This is a genomic window from Actinospica sp., assembly GCF_035552695.1.
Taxonomy (GTDB): domain Bacteria; phylum Actinomycetota; class Actinomycetes; order Streptomycetales; family Catenulisporaceae; genus Actinospica.
Genome location: NZ_DASZKT010000218.1, coordinates 1 through 14,347 on the forward strand (window position 1 = coordinate 1; position 14,347 = coordinate 14,347).

The window sequence follows — 14,347 nt, forward strand, 5'->3', positions numbered from 1 at the left end:
GGTTGCCGCCCGGGACGACCGGTGGCCCGGACAGGGTAAGCGATCGCCGCGCGCGACGCCGCATCCGAGCGTGATAGATGATAGAAACGTCCTCCAGACCCGCGCGAGACCGAGGCGACTTCCGACGATGACCGACACCCCGGCCGATCACACCCCGGCCCTGCTCCCGCCGCCGCCGACCCCGGACTCCACGCGGCCGCCGGCGCAGAACTACTTCGGGTTCGATCCCAAGGGTCCTTTTCCGCCGCCGAACCCGTACGGCGGATATCCCTATCCGGCGAACGCGAAAACGAGCGGGATGGCCATCACCTCGCTCATCATGGGTCTGCTCGGGTTCTTTTTCATTACGGCCTGCGTGGGCATAGGACTGGGTTTCGGCGCGCTCGGCACGATTAAGCGAACCGGCCAGCCCGGCAAGGGATTGGCGATCGCAGGAATCGTACTCTCGGGAATTTGGCTGGCTCTCTGGGTGCTGTTGTTCGTCGTCAGCTGACGGCGTGGCCGCGGTCGCCGCGTACCTGCCTCGGATACCCCGGGGCGTATGATGGCGGCATCGCGGAAGGGGAAGTCATGCGGGTCCAGGAGGAGACGGTCGGCGAGGTCGTCAAGCGCTTGCGCCGGGCCGAGGGGCAGATCCGCGGGGTGATCGCGATGCTGGAGCAGGGGCGCGACTGCGCGGACGTGGTCACCCAGCTCGCGGCCGTCTCGCGAGCGCTGGACAAGGCGGGGTTCAAGATCATCGCGAGCGGGCTGCAGCAGTGCCTGGACGGGGGCGGCGAGCAGCGGGCCGCGGACCTGGCGCTGATGGAGAAGCTGTTTCTCTCACTCGCCTGATCGCGCGGCCCGTTCACGTCACAGTGGCGTCGGCAGCCGTTCCCCGATTACGAAGCCTGCGAGGCCGCGCCGGCCGGCGCGTTCTCCTCGCGCTGCGCGGCGATCTTGCCGCGGACCTCGTCCATGTCGAGAGCGCGGGCCTTGTCGATCAGCTCGTCGAGGGCCGCCTCGGGCAGGGCGCCGGGCTGGCCGAACACGACGATGCCGTCGCGGACGATCATCAGGGTCGGGATCGACCTGATCTCGAACGCACCCGCGAGTTCCGGCTGCGCCTCGGTGTCCACCTTGCCGAACATGAGGTCGGGGTTGCGCTCGGCGGCGCGCTCGTAGATCGGGCCGAACCGCTGACACGGGCCGCACCAGGAGGCCCAGAAGTCGAGCAGGATCATCCCGTCGTTGCCGACTTTCTCGTCGAAGTTCTCCGTCGTCAACTCCACCGTGTGCTGCACGTCGCCGCTGGCCATGGCCCTTCCTTCCACCTGAGACCGATACCCTGCGGGGTATAGCGCGCGGGGCTCGGCAAATATTTCGAGATTGTCGGCGGCGTCTGCGAGGATGGGTTTGGAAGTAGGAGACCCACATGCATCTCGCCCGTTACAAGTCCGTCCTCGCGCTGCCCGGCATGCGCGCCTTCATGCTGGTCTCGCTGATCGCCCGGATTCCGGGGACGGCGTGGGCCACGGCGCTGACCCTGAGCATCGTGCTGGACCGGCACCGCAGCTACGCGGAGGCGGGCGCGGCGACGGCGGCGTTCACGGTGGGGCTGGCGATCGGCTCGCCGCTGCTCGGGCGGGCGATCGACCGGGGCGGGCCGCGGCCGGTTCTGCTGCTGACGGGCGTGGTCTCGCTGCTGTTCTGGAACCTGGTCCCGGCGCTGCCGTATCAGGTGCTGCTCGCGACGGCGGTGCTCTGCGGAGCGCTGCAGGTGCCGGTGGCGACGCTGGTGCGGCAGTCGCTGGCCGCGCGGGTGCCGGAATCGGTGCGGCGGCAGGCGTTCTCACTGGACTCGATGGCCGTGGAACTGTCCTTCATGGTCGGTCCAGCGCTCGCGGTGCTGGCGATCACGCAGCTGGGCGAGGCGACGTCCACGCTGCACGTACTCGGCTGCGGGCTCGGGCTGAGCGCGGCGGTCCTGTACGTGTACAACCCGAGGTTGCATGACGGCCAGGGCCCGGCGGAGACGAGCGAGCCGTCCACCTCCACGGAGGAAGCCCTCCCGCGGCAGCAGCCGAAGTCCCACTGGCTCGCGCCGGGCTTCCTGCTGATGCTCGCCATCACAGCTTCCGCCTGCATGGTCCTGTCCGCGACGGACGTGGCGATCGTGGCGGTGCTGCGCGGGCACGGCGAGATCACCTGGGCCGGGGTCGTCGTGATCATCTGGTGCGCCGCGTCCCTGGTCGGCGGTTTCATCCACGGCGCGATGCCCCGTCCGCTGCCGATGACCGTGCTGCTGCTCGCGCTCGGCGCGCTGAGCATGCCGGTCGGCACGGCCGGATCGTGGTGGCTGCTGTGCCTGGCGGTGATCCCGGCCGGCCTCGCCTGCGCGCCGACGATCGCCTCCACGGTCGACGCCGTCAGCCGCGCGGTCCCGGCGGAACGCCGCGGTCAGGCGATGGGCCTGCACGCCGCCGCGCTCACCGTCGGCAGCGCCATCGGCGCTCCGCTGATCGGCATCGTCACCGACCAGGCCGGCCCCGGCTGGGGCATGGCCTCGATCGGCGCGCTGGTCTGCCTGATCGCGCTCGCCGGGATCGCCGCGCAGGCCGTGCGCCGCCGCGAGGCCGTCTCGACGCGCATGTTCGAGGAGCACAAAGCCGCGCGGCCCCTCTATGAATCAGGATCGTGAGCGCACGCTCCTGCTGGCGGTGCTCGCAGGGCGCGAACCAAGATCCGGCGCTGGCGCCGCGGCCCTTCAGCCCCTTACCTTTGCTCCCGTGACCAAGCAGATGACCGCGGGCGCGCTGCGGGTGGCATTCGGCCTGCTCGGGCTGGTGGCGCTCGCGGTCGGGTACGACCGGGACTTCCACACCGGCGACGGGGTGAACTTCTTCTTCTACTTCACCGATCTGTCCAACCTGTTCGGCGCTTTCGTGCTGCTGATCGGCGGGGTCGCGGCGCTGCGGAGGCGGCCGGGGGTGCCGGATCTGGTGCGCGGGGCGGCCGTGCTGTACCTGGTGATCACGGGTCTCGTGTACTGGACGCTGCTCGCGAACACGATCAACGCCGAGACCATCAGGTGGCAGAACTACATCGTGCACGGCGTGATGCCGGCGGTATTGCTGCTCGACTGGCTGATCTCGCCGCCGAAGACGCGGCTGGGCTTCGGCAGGGCCGGCAGTTGGCTCGCCTTCCCGATCCTCTACCTCGCCGTGTCGCTGATCCGCGGGCCGATCGTGCGTTGGTGGCCGTACGACTTCCTCGACCCGACGCAGCCCGGCGGCTATACGCACGTCACGACGTGGTCCTTCATCGTCACGGGGATCTTCGTGGTCTTCATGCTGCTGATCGTGTTCGTGGGCAATCAGCTCGGCTCGTCCTCGGGCAGCCCGAGCAGCGATCGCAGCTTGTCCACGCGGTCCGCGTAACGCTCCTCGACGCCGTGGCGCGTCGGGCGGTAGTAGCGGGTCCCGTGGATCGCGTCCGGCGCGTACTGCTGGGCGGCGACGCCGTTCGGCAGGTCGTGCGGGTAGATGTATTCCTGGCCGTGGCCCAGCTTCTTCGCGCCCTTGTAGTGCGCGTCGCGCAGGTGCGCAGGCACGGGACCGGCCTTGCCCGCACGCACGTCGTTCAACGCGGCGCCGATCGCCAGGGTTGCCGCGTTGGACTTGGGCGCGAGGGCGAGCGCGATCACGGCCTGGGACAAGGAGAGCTGAGCCTCCGGCCAGCCGATGAACGACACCGCCTGCATCGCGGCGACGGCCGTCTGCAGCGCGGACGGGTCCGCGAGGCCGATGTCCTCGCTGGCCGAGATGACGAGCCTGCGGGCGATGAACCGCGGGTCCTCCCCCGCCTCGATCATCCGCGCGAGATAGTGCAGCGCGGCGTCCACGTCCGAGCCGCGGATCGACTTGATCAGCGCCGAGGCCACGTCGTAGTGCTGGTCGCCGTCCTTGTCGTAGCGGACCGCGGCCCGGTCCACGGCCTGCTCCAGGATCGCGACGGTGACGGCGTCGGAGCCGCTGTCCTTCGCCGCCCCGGCGCCGGCTTCCAGCGCGGTCAGTGCCCGGCGCGCGTCTCCCCCGGCGAGCCGCAGCAGTTGGGCGCGCGCCTCGTCGTCCAGCGTGACGGTGCCCGCGAGCCCGCGCTCGTCCTCCAGGGCCCTGTCGATCAGTGTGCTGATGTCCTGCTCGCCGAGCTCCTCCAGGGTGAGCAGCAGCGACCGGGACATCAGCGGGGAGATGACCGAGAAATAAGGGTTCTCGGTCGTCGCCGCGATCAGCGTGACCGTGCGGTTCTCCACCGCGGGCAGCAGCGAGTCCTGCTGGGCCTTGGAGAAGCGGTGGATCTCGTCGAGGAACAGCACGGTCTCCCGGCCGTACCCGGCGAGCTGGGTACGCGCCTCCTCCAGGGCCGCGCGCACCTCCTTGACCCCGGCCGTGATCGCCGAGAGCTCGAGGAAGTGCCGGTCGGTGCTCTGGGCGACCACGTGCGCCAAGGTGGTCTTTCCGGTGCCGGGCGGACCCCAGAGGATCACCGAGGCGGGCACGGCGCGGGACTCGGCCCCGGCCTCGACCAGCCTGCGCAGCGGGGATCCGGACCGCAGCAGCTTCTGCTGGCCGACGACCTCGTCCAGGGTGCGCGGACGCATGCGCGCGGCGAGCGGGGCGCGCAGGGCGCCCTGTTCGCGGCTCACGTAGTCGAAGAGGCTGTCGCCAGGCATGACACGAGCCTAGTACCTGCCGCCGACAGGACCCGATCAAGATCCTCGGGGATCAAGACCGTCGGGGGCGGATGCGAGAATCGGTGACCATGGACGTGATACCGCAGGCGGCCGTCACCCGGTACGGCTCGTACGCCGAGCTGCCCGGGCCGATGCTCGACGACACCGTGCTGCTCATCGAGACCGATCCCGGGGTGCTGCACGGCGCGTGGGAGGTCCCGGGCTGCTACGCGTTCGCCTCGGTCGACGGCTACGGCGGGGATCCGTGCTGGCTGAACGTCGTCGGGTCGCCGGAGTCCGCGCCGCTGCTGATCGACACGGCGCTCGGCGAGCTGGGCGAGAAGTGTTACGGGATCACCGTGCCGCGCGGCCTGGACATAACGAAATGGATCGGCCGGCAGCAGCCCAACCTGTGGGACGCGATGCGCTGCGACGCGCCGCCGACGCGACCGCCGGGCGAGGAGCGCGTGGCACCGCTGACGGATCTGGCGGCGGTACAGGCGTTTCTGGACCGGGTGAATCCGCATCACTCGGTGCGCTCGGACCATCCCGAGGTGGAGCGGTGGCTCGGGGTGGCCGACGAGGCGTCCGGCGCGTTGCTCGCGGTCGGCGCGTTCACGCGTCGTCGGCGCGGGACGGCGTATCTGGCCTCGATCGCGACCGCGCCGGAGTCCCGCGGCCAGGGGCTCGGCGCGGCGGTGACGGCGGCCCTGACCCGTCACGCGTTCACGGCCGGTGACGAGACGTGTACGCTCGCGCACTACTATCCGAACGAGGCGGCGCAACGGATCTATCTGCGGCTGGGCTATCGGACGACGCATCAGTCGCAGTCGACCCGGTTCACACGCGACCGGACGGCAGGCTGCCGTTGATCAGTGATCGTTGAGCGCAGCTGAGTGACGTGCGACACAATGGCATCCATGACGAGAGCCTGGAAGATCGAGCCGACCGGTCCGCTGCGCGGGGACGTCACCGTGCGCGGCTCGAAGAACGCCGTCACCAAGCACATGGTCGCCGCGCTCCTCGGCGAGGGGCAGAGCCGGATCGCGAACGCGCCACGGGTCGGCGACGTCGAGATCACCGCGTCCATGCTGCGATCCGTCGGCGGCACGGTGGAGCGCGAGGGCGACACGCTGGTCGTCGAACGCGGCAGCGCGCTGTCCCCTGCCGTGCCGACGAGCTTCACCGGACGCAACCGGATTCCGGTGCTGCTGCTCGGGCCGCTGCTCAACCTGACCGGCGAGGCCTTCGTGCCGCTGGTCGGCGGGGATCAGATCGGTCCGCGGCCGCTGGATTTCCACATCGACGCGCTGACCAAGATGGGCGCGCAGATCGTGGTGGACGAGACCGGCATCCACGCGACCGCGCGACGGCTGCAGGGCACGAAGGTGCAACTGCCGTATCCGAGCGTCGGGGCGACGGAGTCCGTGATGTTGAGCGCGGTGCTCGCCGAGGGCCGCACGGTGATCCAGAACGCGGCCGTGGAGCCGGAGATCATGGAGCTCGCGCTGTTCCTGCAGCGGATGGGCGCGGGCATCCAGCTGCAGCCGGACCGCAGGATCCTGATCGAGGGCGTGGAGAAGCTGCACGGAGCGTCGACGACGCTGGCCGGCGACCGGCTCGAGGCATTCAGCTACCTGGTCGCGGGCCTGCTGACCGGCGGCCAGGTGCGGGTGCACGGCTGCGCGCAGGAGCGGCTGGTGACCGCGATCGAGACGCTGCGGAAGATGGGCACGCACTTCGACATCGGCGAGGAGTACATCACCGCGTCGGCGCCGGAGGGGCTGCGCTCGGCGGCCGTGCACACGGACACGCACCCCGGTTTCGCGACCGACTGGCAGCAGCCGCTTCTGGTGCTGATGAGCCAGGCGCGCGGGCTGTCCGTGCTGCATGAGACGGTGTTCGAGAACCGGTTCGTCTACGTCAAGGCGCTGCAGCAGCTCGGCTGCGAGATCGAACTGTTCCCGATGTGCCTGGGCGGCAACGCCTGCCGCTTCCACGACACGAACTACATGCACTCGGCGGTCGTGCACGGCCCGTCGAAGCTGGTCGGCGCGGAGGTGCACGTCCCGGATGTGCGCACCGGCTACTCGTCGGTCATCGCCGCCTCGATCGCGGACGGGCCCTCGGTGCTGATGGACGTCGAGTCGCTCGAGCGCGGCTACGACGAGCCGCTCAAGCGCCTGCAGTCGCTCGGCATGGCGATAACGGTCGTCGACTCCTGACGCGGCCTCGACTCCTGACGCTGCCTCGACTCCTGAGGCGGCCTCGTCAGCCGGCGTGTTCCGGTCATCCGCCGACGGACAGCCGACGCAGCGTCTCCTCGGGCTCGCGGCAGAGCCCGAGGTGCACCGGCCCCGGCTGCAGCACTGCGGAGCGGGGGGCCGTCAACCAGCGGAATCGCTGTCCCAGCGAGATCTCCCCGGCCGGACCCGCCTGCGCCCCACCACGGCAGATCTTCGCGATCGCGCCGAGCGCGGCGGCCAGGCCGTCGATGTCCGCATCGGGATCGAGGGCGCGCACCCGGTCGGGATCGAGCCACGTCGCGCAGGCCAGGTAGTCGCGGGCCTGGCAGTACACGAGCACGCCCACGTTCACCGACTCACCGAGCTCGACCCGTGGGACGGCGCGCAGGTAGGCGTACTCGACGGAGTTCGTGGAGCGCATACTCGTGGCAGCGGCAGGAGACTGGGGCACTGTCATCATCCTCCCAGCTCCGGCAGCCACTCCGAGCGCGGCGCGCGGAGCCGGAATGCGAACCAGTCGGCGAAGGCCTTGCGCACGTCGTCCGGCGAGTCGAAGCCCGGCTCATCCGCCAGCCACTCGTCCGGCACCAACGCGGTCGCCGCCGCGACCACGTCCGGCGTGACCAACGGCGCCAACGCGTCGTCCGCCGCCTTCAGGTCCGGCTCGAACCGCGCCAGCGCGTGATCCGCGAGCTCCACCCGGGCCGGGCGACGCGCGGACCGCTCCAGCGCCGCGGCGTCCTGCGGCCAGGAGTGCTGGAAGATCAGCGACGCGCCGTGGTCGATGAGGTAGGGCTTGCCGTGCCAGCGCATCAGATTCGGGTTGCGCCACGAGCGGTCCACATTGCCGATCAGCGTGTCGAACCAGGCCACGCGCCCGGCGAACCCGGCGTCCACCTCGAACGCGAGCGGATCGAAGTTCAGCGCGCCCGGCAGGTAGTCCATGCCGAGGTTCATGCCGACGCTCTTGAGCAGCAGCTCCTGGATCTCCGGGTCCGGCTCCCCCTTGCCGATCGCCTCGTCCAGCTGAACCGTCACCAGCTCCGGCACGGGGAGCTCGAGCGCGCGCCCGAGCTCCCCCGCCACGATCTCCGCGATCAGCGCCTTGCGCCCCTGCCCCGCCCCGCGGAACTTCGCCACGTACATCCCCAGGTCGTCCGCCTCCACGATCGCGGGCAGCGAACCGCCCTCCTTCAGCGGCGTGACGTACCTGGTCGCGGTGACTTTTCTGAGCACGGGATCAAGGCTACCGGCAGTTCACTATCGCGGTGCGTAGTCGGTGACGACCGGGAGGGCCTTGTCGTCGTAGTCGAACATCGCCTGGCTCTCCCAGCCGTCGCCCGCGCTCGGGTCGGTGGGATCCCAGCCGTTGCCCGGGACGACGGTCCAGGTCGGCTCCCAGTAGAAGGCGCCGAGGCCGAGGCCGCCGGGGACGGCCTGGACGATGTTGAGGGTGTCGCGGAACATCGCGGCCTGGCCGGCGGGAGCGGCGGCGTAGCCGGTCTCCAGCTCGGTGGAGTCGCTGAAGCTGAGCGTCGCGGTCGGATCGCCGCTCTGCAGGGTGAACGGGTACGCGGTCTCGGCGAGGACGATCGGCTTGCCGTAGCGGGCGGCCGTCTGGTCCAGGGTGGACTGGAGCTCGTCGAGGTAGCCGTGCCAGTACGAGTAGTACGACAGGGCGATCACGTCGAAGGGGATCTTCTGCGCGACGGCGTTGTCGAAGAACCATTCGACACCGCTCCAGCTCGCCGCGTTGGCGATGTGCAGGACGATCTTCGCGTGCGGATCCGCCGACTTCACGCCCGCGATCGCCGACTTGAGCAGCGCGCCGAAGGTGGTCCACGCGTTACTGGACCCGTAGTCGAGGCCGGTCGGCCAGAGGAAGCCGCCGTTGATCTCGTTGCCGGTCTGCACCATGTCGGGCGGGGTGCCCTGGCGAACGAGGTCGCCGACGACCTTGGCCGAGTAGCTGTAGATGTCTGACTCGAGCTGGCTGAGCGAGTCGTCCGCCCATGCGGCGGGGGTGGCCTGGTGGCCCGGATCGGTCCAGGTGTCGGAGTAGTGGAAGTCGAGGAACAGCTTCATATGGTGCGCCTCGGCCTCGCGCGCGCCGGCGAGAAGCTGCTGCTCGTCGTTCATGCCGTCCTCGGGGTTCACCCACACACGCAGGCGCACGTAGTTCATGCCCGCGCTGCCGAGGATGCCGAGGGCGTTCTCCTGCTGACCTGCGGAGTTGTGATAGGCGCCGCCGAGCTGCTCGCTGCGCACGAGCGTGGAGACGTCGCCGCCGCGGATCGGCAGCGAGGCGTAGCCGGGTGTCAGGGTAATGAGTCCGTAGTCGGTCCAGTCGCCCGCCGCGCTGTCGGAGACGAGGTGGATGGTCGCTTCGTGCCCTGTCACGTGCACCGAGGTGACGATGTAGAGCCAGCTGCCGTCGGAGATCACCGGTACGGCGGTCCGGTTGCCGGCACGGCCGGACTGGAGCTCGATGTAGTTCGCGGTGTCACCGCCGCCCGACTTCACCCACGCGCCGAGCGTGTAGTCGCCGTCGGCCAGGCCGGTGACGCGCTGCCAGGTGTCCACGTCGTACGCCGCGGAAGACCAGTGCGTGAGCTGGTACGCATCGCCGTTGTAGCCGTAGCCGGTGGCCTCGGTGTACGAGGCGCCCGACGTTCCGGTCGTGTTCCAGCCGACGGGGGTGCCGGTGCCGTCGAGGTTGAAGGCCGGGTCGACCACCTGGCCGTCACCGGACCGCATGCCGCCGCGCTCGCCGGAGGACTGCGCGTGGGCCGCGGCGGGGAACGCGGTCAACGCGAGGGCAGCGACGCCCGCGCAGAGTCCCCGCGTCCATATTCGTGACTGTTCCTTCAGTTGCCGCATCGCTGCATCTCTCCCAGGATCGGGGCCTGCCGGTCGCCGCCATTGGGATCGTTCACAGGTCCGGACGTTAGAGATATCACTGCGGTAGCGAATAGTCGAGACGCTGCAAGGGGTTCCGGAGGGCATGATTCCGTGAACGCTCCCAACCTGCGGCGGCATGCGTGGCAGGAAGGTGCTGGACCCGGAGCGGCCATAGGGCGGACACGGAGCAGGCACAGAACTGAAGCGAGAACCGGAGCCGGAACTGGAGCCGCAACTGGCGCCGGTGCTGGGTCCGGAGACCGTGTGGCACTCGACGATCTGGCGGTCCGTCAAGATCATCATGGCCGCGATCCGGCCGATACATTATGAGTGTCTTACGCTCGTGCCGGTCTCAGCGCCCGCTCAGGTGACCGACGCTAGAGTGCGGTCATGAGCAGCGAAAATGCGCGGCCTGCGCGTGCCGGGAAGGTGATTCGTGGCGCGCTGATCGGTGTGGTCGCGGGCGGCGCCGGGCTCGCGGTCGGTGAGCTTGTCGCGGTGGTCACCGGCGAGGCCTCGTCGCCGGCGGTGGCGGTGGGCCAGTGGGCGATCAGCATGACGCCGACCTGGCTCGAGCAGTTCGCGATCCGCAACTTCGGCAGTAACGACAAGCGGATGCTGCTCCTCGGCGTGTACGTGGGGCTCGCGCTGCTCTCGGCGGGTGCCGGGATTCTGGCGCGCACCCGGCTGACCTGGGCTAGCTGGATCGCCGCCGCCTTCGGCATCGTCGGCATGTACGCCGCCGTGACCCGGCCGAACGCCGGTACCGGTTATCTGTTTCCCTCGTTGCTGGCCGGAGTCGCCGCGGTGCTGGTGCTGCGCTGGCTGACGATCCTCGCCGCCGCGGAATCGGAGCCGCGGGCCGGGCGCGTGCAGCGGCGGCAGTTCCTGGTCGCCGTGCTGGGCACCACGGCGGGCGCGCTGGTCGGCGGCTTCGGCGCAAAGGCGTGGATCAACAGCCGGTACGACGCCTCGGCGGCGCGGGCCACGGTCGTGCTCCCGAAGCCGGAGACGACGCTCGCCGAACCGCCCTCGTCGGTACATCCGAACGTCTCCGGGCTCGGGCCGTTCTTCACGCCGAACTCGCAGTTCTACCGCGTGGACACGGCGCTCACGGTGCCGCAGGTGAATCCGAACACGTGGAAGCTGCGCGTGCACGGCATGGTGGACCGGCCCTTCGAGATCACCTTCGACGAGCTGCTCAAGTACGCGTTCGAGGAGCACGACCTGACGCTGACCTGCGTGTCGAACCCGGTCGGCGGCTCGTACTGCGGCAACGCGCGCTGGCTCGGCACGCCGCTGGCCCCGCTGCTGCGCCGCGCCGGAGTGCAGACGGGCTCTGACATGATCCTCTCGACCTCGACCGACGGCATGACGATCGGCTCGCCGGTCGAGGCGACGCTGGACGGCCGCCAGGCGATGCTGGCGATCGCGATGAACGGCGAGGCCCTGCCGATCGAGCACGGCTTCCCTTGCAGGATGCTGATTCCGGGCCTCTACGGATACGTGTCGGCGACGAAGTGGGTGACGGACCTCAACCTCACCACGTTCGCCTCGTCGGCCGCGTACTGGACGGCGAACGGCTGGTCGCCGCAGGGCCCGGTGAAGACGGCGTCGCGGATCGACGTGCCGCAGGACAACGCGACGGTCTCGGCGGGCGCGGTCGTGCTCGCCGGCACGGCGTGGGCCACGCACCGCGGATTGGCCGCCGTCGAGGTGCAGATCGACAACGGCGCCTGGCTCGAGGCGACGCTCGCGACCTCGGACACTCCGGACACCTGGCGGCAGTGGTCGTATCAGTGGTCGAACGCGGCGAGGGGTTCGCACACGGTCGCGGTGCGCGCGACGGACGGCACCGGCGCCACGCAGACCTCGGCGTTGGCCGCTCCGCCGCCGGACGGCGCGACCGGATATCACACGATCACGGTGCAGGTGGCGTAGCCGCGCAGCCGCTCGCGATGATCCCCCATGAGATGATCGGCGCATGCTCCCCCGCCTGATCGCCACCGACCTCGACGGCACGCTGCTGGACGGCGAGAAGCAGCTCACGCCGCGCACGGTGGCCGCGGTGCGGGCCGTGGTCACCGCGGGAATCGAGTTCGTGCTGGTCACGGCGCGGCCGCCGCGGACCGTGGCGCACCTCGCCGAGCAGCTGGGCGGGCGGATCGCGGCGCTGTGCGGGAACGGGACGATGCTCGCCGAGTTCGACGCGGCGGCGGATCTCAGTGACGGCGGGCACGGCACCGCGCCAGACGACGCAGTGCGGGAGACCGGCGCACTGACCTTCATCCGGTCTTTCGAGCCGACCGTCGCCATCGCGATCGTGGATCAGCTGCGGCCCTCCTTTCCCGAGGCGGGATTCGCGATGGAGACCGGTCTCGAGGTCTACTTCGAGACCGGCTTCGGAATCGGCTCGGTCGGCGACGGTCGCAGGGTACTGACGGACAACCTGACTGGGATCGCGCCGCAGATGCCCAGCATCGTCAAGGTGCTCGCCCGCTCCGCGGTGCGCGGCGAGGACGAGATGGTCTCCGTCGCGAACGAGATCCTCACCGTGGACGCGGAGGTCAGCCACTCGGGTGGCAGAGGACTGCTGGAGATCGCGCCGCTGGGTGCGTCGAAGGCGAGCGCGCTGGAGTGGCTGTGCGCGCGGCGGGGTATCGCGGCCTCCGAGGTGGCGGCGTTCGGCGACATGCCCAACGACCTGCCGATGCTGCGCTGGGCCGGGCTCGGCTACGCCATGGCGAACGCGCATGTCGAGGTGCTCGCGACGGCGGACCAGGTCGTCGGGCACCACATGGAGGACGGGGTCGCGCTGGCGCTCGAGGCGCTGCTCGGCTGACGCGCCGCCGAGGCGCCGAGCACGGCTCCGACCGCGCCGGGTTTCGCAAGGCTTTGCGTAAACCCGCGTTCCCGCCAAGTCCGCCGGACCGAGATTTTGCGAGCGCGAGCCCTTTCTCACGCCGCTTTCAGGGTTCTTTCATGCGGCGGGCCAGGGTACGTACTTAGGTGTACCGCAGTTCCCTCGCTCCGCCGGGAGCGGCGGCCCCGGCGGTGGAGGCGGGGGCGCGGGCGACGGCGGCGGCCGCCGAGCCGGGCCCCCGACGCGAGGCCGTCTCCTCGAGTCCCGTGGTCTCGCGGGGGCGGCCCCCGCGGCGTCAGCCGGCCGCGCTGCGGCGTTCTCGGGTTGATGCGGCCGCCGCGGCCGATGCTTGACTCCGTAGCAGCCGTGCCCTACTGTGACCTCGAAAAGTAAGGAAACTTTCCTTATTAGAGAGGTGCGATGGACCAGGTACCGGGAACCCCGAGCCTGCTGCGCGCGATCAACGATCGCACCGCGCTGCAACTGCTCAGCGAGCAGGGTCCGCTCACCCGGGCCCGGCTCGGCGCCCTGACGGGCCTGTCCAAGCCGACCGCCACCCAGCTGATGGACCGGCTCGAGGCGGCCGGCCTCGTCGAGGCGCTGCCCGGGGAGGGGCGCACGGCCCGGCTCTACCGGGTGCGGCCGGGGGCGGCGTTCGTCGCGGGCCTCGACGTGACGCCGGCCCAGATCCTGGTCCGGCTCTGCGATCTGACCGGGGAGGTCATCGCACAGACTACGCTCCCCACGCCGCGGCGGGAGGTGAAGGACGCGGTCGATCGCGTCCGCGAGGCGCTCGGCGAGGCGTGCGCCACGGCCGGGATCACCGTACCGCGGCTCAACCGCGTGGTCATCGGCCTCGGCGGCGCGCCGGACCCGCAGACCGGCCGGATCCGCTACGCCCCGCACCTGCCCGGCTGGCACGACCCGAACCTGCTGGCGCGGCTCGGCTCCGAGCTGACCGGACCCGGTGAGCCGGACCCGGCCGTGGACGTGGAGAACGACGTCAACCTGGCCGCGATCGCCGAGCAGTCCCTCGGGGTGACCCGCAAGGGCGCGCCGCTGGAGTGCCGCGACTTCGCGGTGCTGTGGATCGGCGACGGCATCGGCGCGGCGATCGTGATCGACGGGAAGCTGCACCGCGGCTTCACCGGCGGCGCCGGCGAGATCGGCTACATGCCGGTCACCGGGCAGCCGCTGACGCGCAACATCCGGCGCAACGTCAACGGCGGCTTCCAGAACCTCGGCGGGGCGCCCGCGGTGCTGAAACTTGCCAGGTCCAAGGGTTTCTCCGGCTCCAACGCGGCCGCCGCGGTCAGCCGCGCCGCCGGTTCCGGCTCGGTCGGCACCCCGCTGCTGCGGGAGCTGGCCGAGCGGCTCGCGGTGGGCCTCGCCCCGCTGGTCGCGGTGCTGGACCCCGAGCTGATCGTGCTGACCGGCGCGATGCTGCAGGCCGGCGGCGAGCCGCTGCGCGAGCTGATGACCACCGAGCTGCACGACATCGTCATCCCGCGCCCGAAGCTGGTGCTCTCCGAGGTCGCGGAGGAGCCGGTGCTGGCCGGCGCGATCGAGTCGGCGCTGGCGCAGACCAAGCAGGAACTCTTCGACAACACCCGTAGAAGGTAG

At 70.5% G+C, this 14,347-nt stretch carries 14 protein-coding genes; 9 read left to right on the plus strand and 5 right to left on the minus strand.

Features of this window, described 5'->3' with window-relative positions; all coding sequences use genetic code 11:
- Positions 1-127 precede the first annotated feature (127 nt).
- On the plus strand, positions 128-493 hold the full coding sequence (locus VG296_RS25060) for a DUF4190 domain-containing protein (RefSeq protein ID WP_325569753.1): 366 nt from the start codon (positions 128-130) through the stop codon (positions 491-493).
- 77 nt (positions 494-570) lie between these two features.
- Positions 571-834 carry a metal-sensitive transcriptional regulator gene (locus tag VG296_RS25065; protein ID WP_325569755.1) on the plus strand — a complete coding sequence of 88 codons (264 nt, stop codon included), beginning with the start codon at positions 571-573 and terminating at the stop codon, positions 832-834.
- Positions 835-881: 47 nt separating this feature from the next.
- Here VG296_RS25065 and VG296_RS25070 read toward each other — a convergent pair whose 3' ends face one another.
- Positions 882-1,298, minus strand: a complete 417-nt coding sequence (locus VG296_RS25070; RefSeq protein WP_325569757.1) for a thioredoxin family protein — start codon at positions 1,296-1,298, stop codon at positions 882-884.
- 116 nt (positions 1,299-1,414) lie between these two features.
- Here VG296_RS25070 and VG296_RS25075 point away from each other — a divergent pair, with 116 nt between their 5' ends.
- Entirely contained in the window at positions 1,415-2,680 is a 1,266-nt protein-coding gene (locus tag VG296_RS25075; protein WP_325569759.1) for an MFS transporter, read from the plus strand.
- An 88-nt stretch (positions 2,681-2,768) separates the two neighbouring features.
- Positions 2,769-3,419, plus strand: coding sequence for a Pr6Pr family membrane protein (locus VG296_RS25080; RefSeq protein ID WP_325569761.1), 651 nt, complete (start codon positions 2,769-2,771; stop codon positions 3,417-3,419).
- Here the strand turns inward: VG296_RS25080 and VG296_RS25085 are convergent.
- Positions 3,356-4,714 (minus strand): replication-associated recombination protein A, encoded by a 1,359-nt coding sequence (locus tag VG296_RS25085; RefSeq protein WP_325569763.1) that lies wholly within the window; start codon positions 4,712-4,714, stop codon positions 3,356-3,358. The genes VG296_RS25080 and VG296_RS25085 overlap by 64 nt on opposite strands.
- A gap of 89 nt (positions 4,715-4,803) precedes the next feature.
- Between VG296_RS25085 and VG296_RS25090 the strand changes: the two genes are divergently transcribed.
- On the plus strand, positions 4,804-5,586 hold the full coding sequence (locus tag VG296_RS25090) for a GNAT family N-acetyltransferase (protein ID WP_325569765.1): 783 nt from the start codon (positions 4,804-4,806) through the stop codon (positions 5,584-5,586).
- 48 nt (positions 5,587-5,634) lie between these two features.
- Complete coding sequence (gene murA, locus VG296_RS25095) at positions 5,635-6,939, plus strand: UDP-N-acetylglucosamine 1-carboxyvinyltransferase (RefSeq protein WP_325569767.1); 1,305 nt, start codon at positions 5,635-5,637, stop codon at positions 6,937-6,939.
- A 64-nt stretch (positions 6,940-7,003) separates the two neighbouring features.
- On the opposite strand, the gene VG296_RS25100 is transcribed toward murA, so the two are convergent.
- The 3 genes from VG296_RS25100 to VG296_RS25110 are packed head-to-tail and all read right to left on the minus strand — an operon-like array spanning position 7,004 to position 9,840.
- Positions 7,004-7,381 carry a DUF3037 domain-containing protein gene (locus tag VG296_RS25100; protein ID WP_349259682.1) on the minus strand — a complete coding sequence of 126 codons (378 nt, stop codon included), beginning with the start codon at positions 7,379-7,381 and terminating at the stop codon, positions 7,004-7,006.
- A 35-nt stretch (positions 7,382-7,416) separates the two neighbouring features.
- Positions 7,417-8,196, minus strand: a complete 780-nt coding sequence (locus VG296_RS25105; protein WP_325569771.1) for a HipA family kinase — start codon at positions 8,194-8,196, stop codon at positions 7,417-7,419.
- Between the two features lie 24 nt (positions 8,197-8,220).
- A complete protein-coding gene (locus VG296_RS25110) occupies positions 8,221-9,840 on the minus strand; it encodes a glycoside hydrolase family 53 protein (RefSeq protein ID WP_325569773.1) in 1,620 nt (539 codons plus the stop codon).
- Between the two features lie 411 nt (positions 9,841-10,251).
- Between VG296_RS25110 and VG296_RS25115 the strand changes: the two genes are divergently transcribed.
- The 3 genes from VG296_RS25115 (at position 10,252) to VG296_RS25125 (ending at position 14,347) form a co-directional block, all read left to right on the plus strand.
- Positions 10,252-11,802 (plus strand): molybdopterin-dependent oxidoreductase, encoded by a 1,551-nt coding sequence (locus tag VG296_RS25115; protein WP_325569775.1) that lies wholly within the window; start codon positions 10,252-10,254, stop codon positions 11,800-11,802.
- A 43-nt stretch (positions 11,803-11,845) separates the two neighbouring features.
- Complete coding sequence (locus tag VG296_RS25120) at positions 11,846-12,703, plus strand: HAD family hydrolase (protein ID WP_325569777.1); 858 nt, start codon at positions 11,846-11,848, stop codon at positions 12,701-12,703.
- A 441-nt stretch (positions 12,704-13,144) separates the two neighbouring features.
- Complete coding sequence (locus VG296_RS25125; RefSeq protein WP_325569779.1) at positions 13,145-14,347, plus strand: ROK family transcriptional regulator; 1,203 nt, start codon at positions 13,145-13,147, stop codon at positions 14,345-14,347.